Genomic DNA, 16,028 nt, shown 5'->3' on the forward strand with positions numbered 1-16,028 from the left:
ACAAGAACTTCTTGGGGCAGCGTGTTTTTCTGTAACGCAAAAGGATACTGAAAAAGCGCGAGGGAAAAATGGGGGAAAAATACCGAGTGATGCTATGCGCCGGCTCCCGGCCGGAACTGATTAAACTGGTGCCGCTCTATCGTCTTTTGCACCAGAACCGGATTATTCGTCCTGTGTTGTGTCTGACGGGACAACATCAGGATCTGCTGCAGCCGTTCCTGGCGGAATTTGGGATACAGCCGGATGTCATGCTCCAGGGGGAAACGGTGCACAGATCCCTGGAGGAATTAAACCGGCGGCTTTTCCGCCAGCTTCCCCATGCCATAAAAAGACATGCCCCTCATCTGGTTATTGTTCAGGGGGATACCACCAGCGCCCTGACCGCCGCCGTCGTCGCCACCCGGCTGTCTATCCCGGTTGCCCATGTGGAAGCGGGCTTAAGAACCTATGACGTCAATGCCCCCTTTCCGGAAGAAATCAACCGTCAGACCATCAGCACACTGGCCAGCTGGCATTTTTGTCCCACCGAGCGCAACAGGCAGAATCTGCTGAATGAAGGCCGGCATCCCGCGCATCTGTTTGTCACCGGCAACACCGGAATTGATATGCTGCTCCAAACTCTGGGGCAGCGACAGAAAGATCCCCAAAATCCGGACCCGGCGCCCCCCCGTCCCTATTTCCTGATCACTCTGCATCGCCGGGAAAGTCACGGTTACCCCCTGCGGCGTATTCTCAATGCGCTGCGAAAATTCGCCGAAGCCTGGACAGATTATGATTTTATTATGCCCGTTCATCCTAATCCCGCTGTCAAATCCGCGGTTCATGCCCTGTTTCAGGGACCGGAAAACGTCAGACTGCTGCCCCCTGTGGCTTATGGCCGGTTTGTGGGGTTGATGCAGAAGGCGTTCGCCATTCTCACTGACTCCGGAGGTATTCAGGAAGAAGCCCCGGCGCTTAATGTGCCGGTGGTGGTGCTCAGGGATAAAACTGAACGTCAAGAAGGAGTTCAGGCCGGTTGTTTGCGCCTTGCGGGGACCGGACCGAATGGAATTTTTACGGAACTTGCCTTGTTAATTCAGAACCCTGACCATTATATAAGAATAAGCCGTGCGCCAAATCCGTATGGCGACGGCCGGGCCAGTGAAAGAATTGGCGTTCATCTGAACAAGATACTGACAGGGCAACATTTCAACGATGACAAAGGCTTATACAATTCTGAATGACCGCGCCGTGCTCACCCTTAGCGGACCGGACCGATATACATTCATGCAGGGACTGATCACCAACGACATTGAAAAGGTCAATGGCGGCAAAGCAATCTATGCCGCCCTGCTCACCCCCCAGGGCAAATATCTTTTTGATTTTTTTATTGTTGAGGCGGGTGACATTCTTTATGTGGATTGTGAAAAGGCACGGGCCGCAGACCTTATGCGCAAACTGATACTTTACAAACTGCGCTCTGATGTGGACATCCGGGATCGCACAGAAGAGCTGACCGTCATCGCCCTGGACCAGGCGGACAAGGACATCCCTCTATGCTTTGCGGACCCGCGTCATCAGAAGATGGGATACCGGGCCATTGTGGAAACCCTGCCCGAAGGATATACGCCCCAGAACCCGACCGACTATGATATAAAAAGGCTTGCTCTTGGCTTGCCGGACGGGGCACGGGACTTTGTGGTGGACAAGATGCTGATCCTGGAAGGCAATCTGGAGGCGCTGAACGGCGTTTCCTTCAGCAAGGGATGTTATGTGGGTCAGGAACTCACCGCCCGCACCAAATATCGCGGTAATCTCCGCCGGAAACTTGTCCCAGTGCATATCGACGGACCGCTCCCCGAACCGGGAGCCCCTATCCTGAATAAAGCAGGACGGGAAGTCGGCTCTCTGCGCAGTGGCCGGGGGGACAAGGCCATCGCCTGGATGCGCCTGGATGCACTTGAATTTGGAACCGCCTATCGCTGCGGCGACAGCCATGTGATCCCCCAACGCCCGGACTGGTGGCGCCACCTTGAGGAAGAATGAACATGACGACAATACACAGATGCTGCTGGCCGGGTGAAGACCCCCTTTATTGCGCCTATCATGACGAAGAATGGGGTGTTCCCGTCTATGAGTCCCGGGCATTGTTTGAAAAACTGATTCTCGACGGATTCCAGGCCGGTCTGAGCTGGATCACCATCCTCAGACGACGAGATCATTTTATCCGGGCCTTTGACGGTTTCGACCCCCGGATTATTGCCGCTTATGACGAAAAGGACATTGAGCGGCTGATGCAGGATCCGGGCATTATCCGCAACAGACAGAAAATCATGGCGACCATTAAAAATGCGCGCGCCTATCTCGCCATCGAAGAGAAACAGGAGGGCGGTTTTGCCGATTTACTCTGGAGCTTCACAGATGGCAAGCCACGCCAGAACGAATGGCGCGAAGATCATCAGATTCCTGCTGAGACCGCGGAATCCCGGGCCATGAGCAAAGCCCTGAAAGAGCGGGGATTCGGCTTTTGCGGCCCGACAATCTGCTATGCATTCATGCAGGCCGTAGGCATGGTCAACGATCATGTGACAGACTGTTTCCGGTATGAGGAAATTCGTCGCCTTTCCTCCGGTACGAGGTGATAAGCAGAGCTGCCAGCACCACAATTATTATACTATTATACAGGAGATATCAGAAGAGGGGCCATCCGCCCCCTCTGGATCGCCGCCCCCCTTTCCCAAGATATATGGCGCGGGTTCACGATGACGTTTCCCCTTCATTGTTCTTGCCGCTTTTTCTGCGTCATTGCCGCGAAAGCGGCAATCCAGCTCATCCCCAAAGACGTTCCCGCCCAGCTTGTCCGGGAGGGCTTTGTGTGAAAGGACACTTAGATAAGGACTCTTGAGAAAGAACTCTTGTAAAGACTCTTAAGGACTCTGGGCTCCCGCCTGCGCGGGAGCGACGGAAGAGGGCTTCGGGGCTCACGATGACGGCACAGCCTCAACGTTATTGCGAGGCGCAATAGCGGAGACGCAATCCATTTTGCTGTAAAGATGGATCACCATCCCCCAAAATTTGGAAACATGGCGTGTCAGCGCCTACGCCCGAAAGGCCAACCCCCGTATCCCCTCAGGCAAAGGCGCCGCCGCGGGAAATCATTGTATTTTTGTGGATTGCCACACACATGACAAACCCGAGTCCCACCAGCACAGTCAACATGGCCGACCCGCCATAGGACACGAGCGGCAACGGCACGCCCACCACCGGCAACAGGCCCATGACCATGGCGATATTGATAAACATATATAAAAACAGTGTTACCGCCATGCCCAGTGCCAGAAGTCGGCTGAAATGACTGCGCACGCTCATACTGACCAATATGGCGTATCCCAGCAAAACAAGATACAGAAGAAGAAGTGTCAGCCCCCCGACCAATCCGAACTCCTCCGCCAATACCGTAAAAATGAAATCAGTCTGTTTTTCAGGCAAAAAGTTCAACTGACTCTGGGTGCCCTGCATATACCCCTTGCCATAAAGACCACCGGATCCGAACGCAATCTTGGACTGAATGATATGATATCCAGCCCCTAAGGGATCCCGTTCAGGATCCAAAAAGGTGAGCACCCGTTCCTTTTGATAAGGTTTCAAAAAGGACCAAGCCCCGAAAGCAGCCGGAATCATGGTAATAATCCCGGCCACAAACAGCCACATGCGCATTCCTGCAGCAAACAACACTGCAATCCCGCCAAAGGCGATCAGCAAGGTGGTGCCAAGATCCGGCTGCCGCACGACAAAAAACGCCGGCATGGCAATCAGCAACAGCGGCCAGATCAGGCTTTTATAGCGGCCCGTATCCTCGGGCGGCAGGCAGTGAAAATACCGCGCCAGTGCCAGAATAAGGGTAATTTTCATAAATTCCGAAGGTTGCAGATTCATGAATCCCAGATTAAGCCAGCGCGTCGCGCCCATACCCGTGTGTCCCTTGATTTCGACAATCACCAGCAGGGCCAGAGACAGAAAATACAACGGATAGGCCAGAAACATCCAGATCCGGATATCTACCAGCGCGATCACCAACATCATCCCCAGTCCCAGCGCAAAACGGATCAGCTGTTTTTTGGCCCAGGGATCAAAACTCCCCCCAGCTACGGAATACAGCAAGGCAATGCCCACACCGGTGATCATCACGACCACCAGCACAATCAGCCAGTTGATTTCAGAAATCTTCTGAAACAAGGGTCTGCTGCCACGGTTGTGGCCGGGGCTGAGTATGGTCATCAGGCCCGACGCTCCTTTCCAAGCTCCTGCTTTCTTTCCCGGTCCTGCTGCATCACAAATTCCAATATATCACGGGCCACCGGCGCAGCACCGCTGGCGCCGCCCCCGCCATGCTCCACCAGAACGGAAACGGCATAACGCGGATGGTCAAGAGGACCATATCCTACAAAAATGGCATGATCCCGTTCAATCCAGGGCTTTTCCTCATTCTTGCGGATGCCGCTTTCCCGTTCCGCCTTGCTGATGCGACGCACCTGCGACGTCCCGGTCTTTCCTGCAATCATCATGTTCTTGTCCCGGATGCGCGACCTGAAGGCCGTGCCCCGCGGATCGTTCATGACGTCTTCCATGCCCTTTTGTACCAGTTTAAGGTGATAGGGGGAGACACCAAGTTTTTCCGCCGGGGCCAGTATGTCATCTTTTGCACCACTGAGCAGGCGGGGAACCACTGCCCGCCCGCCATTGGCAAGGCGCGCGGTCATCACCGCCAGCTGTAACGGCGTTGCTAACACATATCCCTGGCCAATTCCCGCATTGACCGTGTCCCCGCCCTGCCAGCGCACCCCCTGGGTAGCCAGTTTCCAGCCTTCACTGGGAATAAGTCCACGGGCTTCGCCGGGCACGGTAAGACCATATCGTTCACCAAGACCGAAGCGCAGGGCCATTCGGCGAATTTTTTCGATTCCCACACGGCGCGCAACATCAAAGAAATACACATCACAGGATCTGGCAATCGCATCCACCAGATTCATATGGCCATGCCCCTGCCGCCGCCAACAATGAAATGTGTGATTGCCAAGCTGATATTTCCCGTTACAGAAAATTTTTTCCTCTTCCCTCACCACCCCGTCTTCCAGGGCGGCCAAGGCTACAATCATTTTGAAAGTGGAGCCCGGCGGATATTGTCCAGTCACAGGCTTGTTAATCAAAGGTTTGCGCTGGTCATTGACCAGTTCATTCCATTTCTTTTGACTGATGCCCAGATTAAAATCATTGGGATCAAAGGCCGGGGTCGAAGCCAAGGCCAGCACATCGCCGTTATGGATGTCCATCACCACCGCAGCCGCGCTCTGATCCCGCAACCGGCCGGCGGCAAAATTCTGGATGTCCCGATCAATGGTCAGACGAATATCTGTGCCCGGCTGACTGTCCTGACGCGACAATTCCCGGATCACCCGGCCTAGGGCATTCACCTCCACGCGGCTGTTGCCGGCCTGGCCGCGCAGCAGATGCTCCAGTTCGCGCTCAATGCCGTTTTTGCCGATCTTGAACCCCGGCAGTTCCAGTAACGGGTCCTCCCCCTGGCCCAGATCCGTCTCACTGACCGATCCCACATATCCCACAAGGTGAGCGAAATTTTCCTTTTCCGGATAATACCGTGTGGTGCCCACATCCGGCTGAATACCCGGCAGATCGGGAATATTGATATTCACATTGGCAAAGGTTTCCCAATCAAGGTTTTCTGCCACCGCCACTGGCAAAAACGACCGCTGACGTTTTACCGCTTTGAGAATACGGCTATAATCCCGTTCCGTAAGGGGGATATAACGGGCCAGGGTGTTGAGAGTCTGGCGCACGTCATCTGCCTGTTCCGGAATGAGGTTAATGCGATAATCGGAACGGTTGAGCGCCAACGGACGGCCATAACGGTCCAGTATTTTTCCCCGCTCCGGCGCCAGAAGCCTGAGGCTGATACGATTCTCATCCGCCAACAATTCATACTGATCCCGGCTGACCACCTGAAGATAATACATGCGCCCCACCAGCGCCGAGGACAAAACCATCATGCCGCCGGCAACAATTGTCGCACGACGGGTATAGGTTTTGTATTTCACTTCATCAGAAAAGGTCATGCCGGTTCCATTACCCGCCTTTCAGCCTTTTGCGTACCCCGCCCAGCACCCAGGTAATCACCGGAAACAGCGCGATGGTCAGCAGGCTTTGCCCCAGCGCATTCCAGAAATTCAGAACAGCCTTGTAATATAGTGACGCCAAGGCCCAGCTTACAGCCCCAAAGGCCAGAGAAATCAGCATAAAAATCAGCCAATTAAACAAAAAATCCCGTTCCAGGAAATTACGTCCCTGCAAAAGCACGAATTGCCGCACCAACAACAGCAGCAACGCCATCATCCCCAGCGGTCCGCCGGATAAAATATCCTGCACCAGCCCGACCAGGAAAACCGCGCTTACTGGCAACAATTCCGGACGCACCACAGTCCAGTAATAGACCGCAATCAGAGTCAGAAACGGCATCAGATTGACAAAATAGGGAATTTTATACGGCAGCACCATCACAATGGCCAAAAGCAGAACCGTGCCAACGGGTAAAATCCCCCGCAAGCCAACACCGGTTTTGTTTTGATCTGCGATGGCCATCAGTTCTGTCCCGTTTCCTTATCTTGCGGCGGCACAACCGCCTTCGTTCCCGCCTTTGTGCCGTTTCTGTCACGCGATGGACCGGGCGGCGTTTCCGCAATATCATACGCCAGAACGGAGACATAATTCAAACGATCCATATTGGCGCTGAGCTTAACCCGGATACCCTCCGTTTCGCTGACCTCAACCACCTGTCCAACCGGCAGATCGGGCGGGAACACCTTACCAAACCCGCTGGTCAATACAACATCCCCCACCATTACTTGTGCTTCCAGGGGCAAAAAGTTCAACCGCGGCAGACCCGAATTGTCCCCTTCCAAAATCATATTGATTCCACTTGATGCAATTTTCACCGGTACTCGGCTGTTCAGATCCGTCACCAGCAACACCCGGGACGTCCCGGGCCCCACATTGATGGTGCGCCCGACAATGCCTTCCTCATTGACCACGGCCATGCCTTTTTTAAGGCCATCCCGGGCACCGGCATTGATCAGAACACTTTTGAAAAACGGACTGCCGCTGTCAGCAACCACCCGCGAGGTAGCAATGGGGCGCACGCTCCCCTCCCGGATATTAAGCAGCTTTTTCAAACGCTGATTGTCAATGGCCATCTGCGACGCGGTGATATGTTCCTGGCGCAGCCGGATATTTTCTTCGCGAAGCCGTTTGTTTTCGGAATAGACCAGCGCAATTTCCTGCGTCCAGCGCACCAGATTATCCGCCGCTTCGAGTGGCTTGGACAGAGTCTCCAGCACGACGGCAAACCCATCAAAAACCACTGCACGGCCCCGGTCCAGTATTTCATGATGATTTCGCCCAATCAGCAGCAGAGCTACAGAAAGCATGATGAAGAAGATGGCTGAAAAACGTTGTCCAAACCCCTTCATACTGTTTCTGATCCCTTACCTTTGAATAGGCCGGCCTTCCACCGCCGGTTCATGATTTCTGCCCAGACTTGTATAAATATCAACTACATTCCGCCATTTTGACCATTACGATCTTCTTGAGCGCGATCCTCTTGCGCGGCGTAATGCCCCAAGAAACACAACAAACAAATGACGTGCCGTGCCGCCCCCCGGAGCGGCTTAACAGGAGCGGCTTAATAGGAATCGCTCAACACATGTTTGAGAATTTCATCCTCCAGCGAACGCCCCGTGCCCAAGGCCACACAGGTCAGCGGTTCATCCGCCACAAACACGGAAAGCCCCGTGGCCTTGCGCAGGACCTTGTCCAGGTCTCTCAGCAACGCACCGCCGCCGGTGAGCACAATTCCCTTTTCCACAATATCCGCCGCCAGTTCCGGAGGAGTCTGTTCCAAAGCATGTTTCACGCCCTCCACAATGGCGCCAACCGGTTCGGCCAGAGCCTCGGAAATCTGCAACTGGTCAATCACGATTTCCTTGGGCACGCCGTTCATCAGGTCACGGCCCTTGATTTCCATGGTTTCACCCACGCCGTCCTCCGGCGGCGCCGCCGTGCCGATTTCCTTTTTGATCCGTTCCGCCGTGCTTTCCCCCACCAGTAGGTTATGGTTACGGCGGATATAGGCGATGATGGCTTCATCCATCTTGTCGCCCCCTACCCGGACCGAAGACGCATACACAATACCGCCCAAGGAAAGAACCGCCACCTCGCTGGTGCCACCACCGATGTCCACAATCATGGATCCGGTGGGTTCGGTAACCGGCAGCCCGGCTCCGATGGCAGCCGCCATGGGCTCCTCGATCAGAAACACCCGCCGGGCCCCGGCCTCAAGGGCACTGTCGCGGATCGCCTTGCGTTCCACCGGAGTAGAGCCGGACGGCACACAGATCACGATCTGCGGGCTGGCCATCATGCTGCGATTATGCACCTTGCGGATAAAGTCCTTGATCATGGCCTCGGCCACCTCGAAATCAGCGATCACCCCGTCCCTGAGTGGCCGGATGGCTTCGATATTGCCGGGGGTGCGACCCAGCATCATTTTCGCCTCTTCACCAACGGCAAGAACTTCTTTTACGCCGCCCATATTTTTCAGCGCCACGACAGAAGGCTCGTTGAGCACAATGCCCCGGCCTTTTACATATACAAGAGTGTTGGCGGTTCCCAGATCAATCGCCATGTCGGAGGAAAACATCCCCAGAATTTTTTCAAACATACAAGTCTAGCCTATCCCAATACGATGCGCAGAATGAGCCCGCGCGCTGAAGTGTTAACACTTCCGGCTCGGGCCGGTTAACTATAACGGAATCACTTATAAAGTCTATCTCTTAAGATAAGGTTTTTCGTGCCGCAATTTCATGACAAAATCTGGGCACCCCCCCTAAAAAATAAAAAGTCAGGCCCTTGGTCTGCTCATTGGCACTGTCTGCGGCAATGACGGCCCGAAAGGCGGCTCCCCATTAAGAGGAGCCTGGATAGGACGGCGATCCACAGGCGACAACCATGGATTGCGGCACTTCCGCCCGCAATGATGGAACCATCTGAAAAAAACAAGGCAAACGATATGTTCGCTTACGCCGACATTTCCTCCGGCGCGGTTTTTTCCCGTTTTACCAGAAGCTTGTTCAGCGCATTGACATATGCCTTGGCGGAAGCCACCAGGGTATCCGTATGGGCGGCATGACCGTTGACCGTCTTGCCGTCCTCCTCCAACCGAACGGTCACCTCAGCCTGCGCATCAGTACCACGGGTCACCGCATGTACCTGATACAGCTGCAGGTGGGGTTCTCCGCCCACCAGGCTGCGCAATGCCTTGAAGGCGGCGTCCACCGGCCCGTTGCCCTCGCTGAACACGGTTTTGGTCTCACCATCAATTTCCAGTTCCAGTTCAGCACTGTTGGCCTTGCCTTTTTCGCAGACGAATTTCCAGCCGGTAATCTTCATGCGGTCATTGTCGCGCAGATTATCGTCTACGATGGAAATAATATCCTCATCATAGACCGTTTTTTTACGGTCGGCCAGATCCTTGAATTCAGTAAAGGCGCGCATGAATTCATTGTCCGCCAGCTCATACCCCAGGTCCTTGAGCTTTTCCCGGAAGGCGTGACGGCCGGAATGTTTGCCCATCACCAAAGAGGATTTCTTGAGTCCCACGGATTCCGGGGTCATGATTTCATAGGTGCCGGCATCCTTCAACATGCCATCCTGGTGAATGCCGCTTTCATGGGCAAAAGCGTTGGCGCCCACAATGGCTTTGTTGTTCTGAACCGCAAGCCCCGTCACGCTGGACACTAGGTGAGAGGTTCGGGTGATATTTTCTGTCACTACTCCCGTTGTATAGGGCAGCATGTCGTTGCGGGTGCGAAAAGCCATAACGATCTCTTCCAGTGCCGCATTACCAGCCCGTTCGCCAATACCGTTGATGGTGCATTCGATCTGTCGCGCCCCGCCCTGCACAGCGGCAATGGAATTGGCCACCGCGAGCCCCAAGTCATTGTGGCAGTGAGTGGAAAAAATAGCCTTGTCCGAATTGGGTACATTTTTGATGATGTTCTGAATCATCACCTTGTATTCCTCAGGCGTCGTATACCCCACCGTGTCCGGCACATTGATGGTGGTGGCCCCCGCCTTGATGGCGATTTCCACGGCTTTATACAGGAAGTCGGGTTCGGTGCGGGTGCCGTCCTCACAGGACCATTCCACATCCTCGCACAGATTACGGGCATAAGACACGCTGTCAGCGATGGCCTCCAGCACCTCTTCCGGCGTCATTTGCAGTTTCGCCCGCATATGCAGCGGACTGGTGGAGATAAAAGTATGGATGCGCGGACGCACCGCCGGCCTCAACGCTTCCCAAGCGCGGTCAATATCCTTGCGAGACGCCCGGGCCAGGGAACAGACACTGGTGTTTTTCAGGCGCTTGGCGATTTCATTCACGGCTTCGAAATCCCCATTGCTGGCAATGGCAAAGCCGGCTTCAATAACATCCACACCCAGTTCTTCCAGCGCATCGGCCACACGGATTTTTTCTTCAAGGGTCATGGAGGCGCCCGGCGACTGCTCGCCGTCACGCAGGGTGGTATCAAAAATAATCACGCGGTTTTTGTCAGTCATCGGTTTCAAACCTTCTTCAAATCTTAACGAAGTATATCATGTCGTCGCGCAAAAGACAGCTTGCGAACGTCGGGTGGTTGGCTCCCCTAAACGCCTGCTGGGTACACAGCTTGTCACAGGATAAAGGCGCTCAGGGGCGACTAAGTCGACCGAGGCTTAGCAGAAGAGATAGAAGAAGTGCGGAAGACAAAAAAGGCGCACGCCCGGAACCGTCTTTTCCGGCAGACATCAGTTCGTCAATGTGGCGCGTGCTTCGTATCATCTGTCTTCATTTCATCAGAGTCGACCTCTGTTTTACCCAATAAAATACGGTTTGTGAACCACAAAAATAAGGATTATGCGTCTCTTTCCGTCTGATTTACCCATCTCTCCGCCCGCGAATAAAACAAGAGCACGTTTATCCGGCAAATACAGGGCATCTGGTTCTGGTCGGTTTCAAAGATGGTGCCAGCCGGAATAAGTTTTTTCAATGGCGAAAAAAAGCCCCCGGCATAACCGGAGGCCTTCCCACGTTTTGTGACAAAAATTTTTTAATTCTTGTCCTTGTCGACCAGCTTGTTTTCCTTCAGCCAGGGCATCATGCCGCGCAGGCGCTCGCCCACTTCCTCAATGGGATGGGCCGCACCCTTGGCCCGGGCCGCTTTCAGTTTCACCTGCCCCACTTTATTGTCCAGCATGAAGTCATTAACAAAGCGGCCTTCCTGAATGTCAGCAAGCACGCGTTTCATTTCCTTCTTGGTTTCCTCAGTGATGATGCGCGGGCCGGTGACATAATCGCCGTATTCGGCCGTGTTGGAAATGGAATAACGCATGTTGGCAATGCCGCCTTCATACATCAGGTCCACAATCAGCTTCAGTTCGTGCAGGCATTCAAAATAGGCCATTTCCGGCGCATAACCGGCCTCCACCAGGGTTTCAAACCCGGCCTGTACGAGCGCTGTCGCGCCACCGCAAAGTACGGCCTGTTCACCGAACAGGTCGGTTTCGCATTCCTCCTTGAAGGTAGTTTCGATAATCCCGGCACGCCCCCCACCGATGGCTGATGCATAAGACAGCCCCAGATCCAGGCTGTTGCCGGAGGCGTCCTGATAGACCGCGATCAGGGTTGGCACCCCGCCGCCGCGCAGATATTCTGAGCGCACCGTATGGCCGGGCCCTTTGGGCGCAATCATGAACACATCCAGGTCCGGGCGCGGCTCGATCAACTTGAAATGAATATTCAGGCCATGGGCAAACAGCAGCGCCGCGCCCTGTTTCAGATTATCCCGGAGGTCATCCTTATAGAGATCGGCCTGCAGTTCGTCCGGCACCAGCACCATGACCACATCGGCCCATTTGGCGGCTTCGGCCGGGGTTTGGCATTTAAAGCCGGCCGCCTCGGCCTTCTTGCGGGAGGCAGAACCTTCTCTGAGGCCCACAACAATTTTTTCCACTCCGCTGTCCCGCAGATTGGCGGCATGGGCGTGTCCCTGGGAGCCATAGCCAATGATCGCCACATTCTTGGTCTTGATCAGGTTTACGTCTGCATCGCGATCATAATACACGCGCATGGTTTTTTCCTTTCTGTGCTAAAAATATCTGACAAAGTCTCTGCAATATCTTTTCTGCAATACCTAAAGAGGGTCCCGGCCGCGGGTGAGCGCCGCAACACCGGTCCGCACCAGTTCCACAAGTCCGAATTCCCCCATTAATTCAATAAATGCCTTGATTTTTTCCGTTTTCCCGGTGATCTCAAAAATAAAGCTGTCGCGGGTGCTGTCTACGACGCGGGCGCGGAAGGCGTCGGCGATGCGCTGGGCTTCATCCCGTTCTGTCCCTTCACAGCGCACCTTGATCAAGGCCAGCTCCCGTTCCACGGACGGCCCGTCCAGGGTCAGATCACCGACCCGATGCACCGGCACCAGCCGCTCCAGTTGCGCCTTGATCTGTTCAATGACCATGGGCGTGCCGGCGGTAACAATGGTAATGCGGGATTCCGCGCCTTCCAGATCCACGGGGGCCACGGTGAGATGTTCAATATTATAGCCCCGTCCTGAAAACAGCCCGATCACCCGGGCCAGCACCCCGGCCTCGTTATCCACAATAACACTAATCGTGTGACGGGCGATCTCTTCCAGTTGTTTTGGTGTCATATTTCTGTCTTTCCTGTTGTATCGCAGCAGCTCTATTCCTTTTCTCCCGCTCCCGACCGCTTCCTCGCGGGCAAGCGGCAGGCCCTCAGACTAATGCCGCGCCCCCTTCATATTCCTCAAACTCTTCGTCATCAGGAAGGATCATTTCATTATGGGCTGCTCCGGATGGCACCATCGGGAAACAGTTGGCCAGTTTCGAGACCCGACAGTCAAAAATCACCGGCTTGTTCACGTCCAGCATTTCCTGAATGGCGTCGTCCAGATCCCCCGGCTTGTCGCAGACAATACCGTGCGCCCCGTAAGCCTCCGCCAGTTTCACAAAATCAGGCAGGGATTCGGAATAGCTGTGGCTGTAACGGCTGCCGTGGTTCAATTGCTGCCACTGGCGGACCATGCCCATATATTCATTGTTCAGAATAAACAGCTTCACCGGCAGGTCATATTGCATGGCGGTGGCCATCTCCTGAATATTCATCTGGATGGAGGCTTCGCCGGCAATGTCGATGACCAAGGCATCGGGATGCGCCATCTGCACCCCGATGGCTGCGGGAAAACCGTACCCCATCGTGCCAAGCCCGCCGGATGTCATCCAGTGATTGGGGTCATCAAAACCGAAATACTGTGCGGCCCACATCTGATGTTGCCCCACTTCGGTGGTGATATAGGGATTTTTGTCCTTGGTCAGGGCATAAAGCCGTTCCAGCGCATATTGCGGCATGATCTCATCGTCGCGCATTTTGTATTTCAAACAGTTGCGCGCCCGCCAGGACTCAATCGTGGCCCACCATTCCTTGAGACCGGTGTCATCCAGGCGATGAACGCCGCTTTTCCAGATCTTGATCATGCTTTCCAGAACATGGGCCGCATCCCCGACAATGGGCACATCCACATGCACATTCTTATTAATGGAGGACCGGTCGATATCCACATGAATTTTTTTGGATTTCGGCGCAAAGGCATCCAGCCGGCCGGTCACCCGGTCATCAAACCGGGCGCCAATGCACACCATCACGTCGCAATCATGCATCGCCATATTGGCCTCATAGGTGCCATGCATGCCCAGCATTCCCAGAAACTGTTTATCCGAAGCCGGATACGCCCCAAGCCCCATCAGCGTCGAAGTAATCGGCGCCCCGGTCAACTGGACAAACTGGCGCAGTAATTGACAGGCCGCGGGACCGGAATTAATCAGCCCCCCTCCGGTATAGAAAATGGGTCTTTTGGCGGCGGCGATCATCTTGACCGCTTCTTCAATACGTTCCAGATCCCCCTTAACCTGGGGCCGGTAACTGCGATGCTCTACCCGCCCGCTATGGATTACATCGCTTTTGTCGATCTGAACGTCCTTCGGAATGTCCACCACAACCGGACCCGGCCGGCCGGAACCGGCCACAAAAAAGGCCTCATGAATGACCCGGGACAGTTCATCCACATCCTTCACCAGATAATTATGTTTGGTACAGTGCCGGGTAATGCCGACCGTGTCGGCTTCCTGAAACGCATCCGATCCGATCAGATGCACAGGAACCTGACCCGTAAGACAGATTACGGGAATGGAATCCATCATGGCGTCCGTCAGCCCGGTCACCGCATTGGTGGCTCCGGGGCCGGAGGTGACGAGAACGACCCCCGGTTTGCCGGTGGAACGGGCATATCCTTCCGCGGCATGGACGGCGGCCTGCTCGTGTCGCACCAGAACATGTTTGATTTTGTCCTGCTTGAAAATCTCGTCATAGATCGGGAGCACGGCACCGCCCGGATATCCGAAGATCACCTCCACCCCCAAATCCTGCAAGGATCTGAGAACGATTTCCGCGCCACTGATCTTGTTCGAAGACATTTGTCTACCTTTCACTTATTTTGTTACTCACAGGTTTTAATATATAAAATTCTGCTTTTTAAGCTTTTTCAGAAAAATATTTCAAACCGCCTTTTAATTCCTTTCATGCTGCCTCAGACCAACGTCCGGCACCTTTTCCCCGCCTATGGGGCCGGTTTTGTTCGTCGCCAGACCGGTTGTCTCAACGACCCCGTACGGTTTTCGGTTTTGGCTGCACTGCAACATCCCCTCGCACCTGCGGGAGAAGCCGGAAAAATATAGACATATAATTTCTCGGTCAAGTGGTTTTCTTGTAATATTAATACATAATGATCGAAAAATGTGTAATTTTTATTTCACTGGCGAAAAATCCGGTCCTTGGTGATGGATCCAATCCCTGCATTGATTGCGGAACCAGGTCATTTGCCGCTTGGCATATTGCCGGGTCGCTGTCTGCGCCTGCTGAATGGCCTCCTCCAGAGGCAGACGGCCTTCAAGATAAGCCGCCAGTTGCGACACCCCCAGTGATTTCATTACCGGCTGATCCGGGCTGTATCCCCTGGCCATGAGGGAACGCACCTCCTCAAGCGCCCGCCCCTCACGCACCATTTTCTCAAAACGCGCATCACACCGAGCATAAAGCCACTCCCGGTCCGGCATCAGTACATGTTTTTCCAAGGCCAGGTCCTCCCGCTCTTCAAGCCCCCCCTGACCCGGCTGACGTTGCCACCAGCTTAAGGGCCGTCCTGTGGACAGGGCAACCTCCAGCCCCCGTGCGATCCGCTGCCGGTCGGTCGGGGCAATTTTTGCAGCCCAGTCAGGATCAAGCGCCTTCAGGCGTATATGGGCGGCTTCGGCCCCCTCCGACGCCACCTCCTGCCGCACGGCCTGCCGAATCTCCGGCGCTACGGATGGGATCGGAGACAGCCCCTGAAGCAAGGCCCGAAAATACAGTCCCGTCCCCCCGACCACAATTGGCACCCCGCCCCTGGCCCAAATATCCCCAAGAACATTCAGCGCCATTTCCCGCCAGGTTTCGGCAGAACAGGCATCATTGCCGCCCAGCACGCCATAAAGATGATGCGGCACCTGGCATTCCTCCTCTTCCGATGGACGCGCCGTCAGGTCCCGCAATTCCGCATAAACCTGCATGCTGTCCGCGTTGACGATCTCACCGTCCTTTTCACTGGCCCACCGCAAGGCCAGTGCCGATTTGCCGCTGGCCGTCGGCCCCGCCAGAAGAATGATTTCTTTTCTGCTTTCCGTATTCATCTTTTTTCACTTGTTCCACTTGCGCCGGGAACTGGTTTCCCCACAAAACCCTCAAAATTTTCATAGCCTTCCTGACCGACTTGGTGTACCGATAAGGCCACTGATCTCTTTTTGTTGTAACGGATTTAAAAACCCTG

Annotated in this window: 13 protein-coding genes; 3 read left to right on the forward strand and 10 right to left on the reverse strand. The window is 54.6% G+C overall.

Annotated features, from left to right (window positions below; translation table 11 throughout):
• Nucleotides 1-68: 68 nt before the first annotated feature.
• From wecB to FE788_RS10145, 3 genes are read left to right on the forward strand one after another with little or no spacing between them, the layout of a single operon-like run.
• On the forward strand, nucleotides 69-1,223 hold the full coding sequence (wecB, locus tag FE788_RS10135) for a non-hydrolyzing UDP-N-acetylglucosamine 2-epimerase (RefSeq protein WP_138380530.1): 1,155 nt from the start codon (nucleotides 69-71) through the stop codon (nucleotides 1,221-1,223).
• Nucleotides 1,195-2,025 carry a CAF17-like 4Fe-4S cluster assembly/insertion protein YgfZ gene (ygfZ, locus tag FE788_RS10140; protein ID WP_138380531.1) on the forward strand — a complete coding sequence of 277 codons (831 nt, stop codon included), beginning with the start codon at nucleotides 1,195-1,197 and terminating at the stop codon, nucleotides 2,023-2,025. Before wecB ends, ygfZ begins: the two co-directional genes overlap by 29 nt.
• 2 nt (nucleotides 2,026-2,027) lie before the next feature.
• Nucleotides 2,028-2,621, forward strand: a complete 594-nt coding sequence (locus tag FE788_RS10145) for a DNA-3-methyladenine glycosylase I (RefSeq protein ID WP_246057914.1) — start codon at nucleotides 2,028-2,030, stop codon at nucleotides 2,619-2,621.
• 487 nt (nucleotides 2,622-3,108) lie between these two features.
• Here the strand turns inward: FE788_RS10145 and rodA are convergent, their stop codons facing one another.
• From rodA to miaA, 10 genes are all read right to left on the reverse strand, one after another.
• The gene (gene rodA, locus FE788_RS10150; protein ID WP_138380533.1) at nucleotides 3,109-4,257 is read right to left on the reverse strand and encodes a rod shape-determining protein RodA; all 1,149 of its coding nucleotides are present in this window, start codon (nucleotides 4,255-4,257) and stop codon (nucleotides 3,109-3,111) included.
• Nucleotides 4,257-6,110 (reverse strand): penicillin-binding protein 2, encoded by a 1,854-nt coding sequence (gene mrdA, locus FE788_RS10155; RefSeq protein WP_138380534.1) that lies wholly within the window; start codon nucleotides 6,108-6,110, stop codon nucleotides 4,257-4,259. Before mrdA ends, rodA begins: the two co-directional genes overlap by 1 nt.
• A 10-nt stretch (nucleotides 6,111-6,120) precedes the next feature.
• Nucleotides 6,121-6,633, reverse strand: a complete 513-nt coding sequence (gene mreD, locus FE788_RS10160) for a rod shape-determining protein MreD (protein WP_138380535.1) — start codon at nucleotides 6,631-6,633, stop codon at nucleotides 6,121-6,123.
• Nucleotides 6,633-7,520 (reverse strand): rod shape-determining protein MreC, encoded by an 888-nt coding sequence (gene mreC, locus FE788_RS10165; RefSeq protein ID WP_138380536.1) that lies wholly within the window; start codon nucleotides 7,518-7,520, stop codon nucleotides 6,633-6,635. Before mreC ends, mreD begins: the two co-directional genes overlap by 1 nt.
• A gap of 212 nt (nucleotides 7,521-7,732) precedes the next feature.
• Nucleotides 7,733-8,770, reverse strand: coding sequence for a rod shape-determining protein (locus FE788_RS10170; protein ID WP_138380537.1), 1,038 nt, complete (start codon nucleotides 8,768-8,770; stop codon nucleotides 7,733-7,735).
• A 356-nt stretch (nucleotides 8,771-9,126) separates the two neighbouring features.
• Nucleotides 9,127-10,668 (reverse strand): 2-isopropylmalate synthase, encoded by a 1,542-nt coding sequence (locus FE788_RS10175; protein WP_138380538.1) that lies wholly within the window; start codon nucleotides 10,666-10,668, stop codon nucleotides 9,127-9,129.
• Nucleotides 10,669-11,198: 530 nt separating this feature from the next.
• Nucleotides 11,199-12,218: a ketol-acid reductoisomerase gene (ilvC, locus tag FE788_RS10180; RefSeq protein WP_138380539.1), complete on the reverse strand. Its 1,020-nt coding sequence runs from the start codon at nucleotides 12,216-12,218 to the stop codon at nucleotides 11,199-11,201.
• 63 nt (nucleotides 12,219-12,281) lie between these two features.
• Nucleotides 12,282-12,800 (reverse strand): acetolactate synthase small subunit, encoded by a 519-nt coding sequence (ilvN, locus tag FE788_RS10185; RefSeq protein ID WP_138380540.1) that lies wholly within the window; start codon nucleotides 12,798-12,800, stop codon nucleotides 12,282-12,284.
• An 85-nt stretch (nucleotides 12,801-12,885) separates the two neighbouring features.
• On the reverse strand, nucleotides 12,886-14,640 hold the full coding sequence (locus FE788_RS10190) for an acetolactate synthase 3 large subunit (protein ID WP_138380541.1): 1,755 nt from the start codon (nucleotides 14,638-14,640) through the stop codon (nucleotides 12,886-12,888).
• 330 nt (nucleotides 14,641-14,970) lie between these two features.
• Nucleotides 14,971-15,891, reverse strand: a complete 921-nt coding sequence (gene miaA, locus FE788_RS10195; protein WP_138380542.1) for a tRNA (adenosine(37)-N6)-dimethylallyltransferase MiaA — start codon at nucleotides 15,889-15,891, stop codon at nucleotides 14,971-14,973.
• Nucleotides 15,892-16,028: the final 137 nt, after the last annotated feature.

This window comes from Luteithermobacter gelatinilyticus, assembly GCF_005849285.1.
Taxonomy (GTDB): domain Bacteria; phylum Pseudomonadota; class Alphaproteobacteria; order Sphingomonadales; family Emcibacteraceae; genus Luteithermobacter; species Luteithermobacter gelatinilyticus.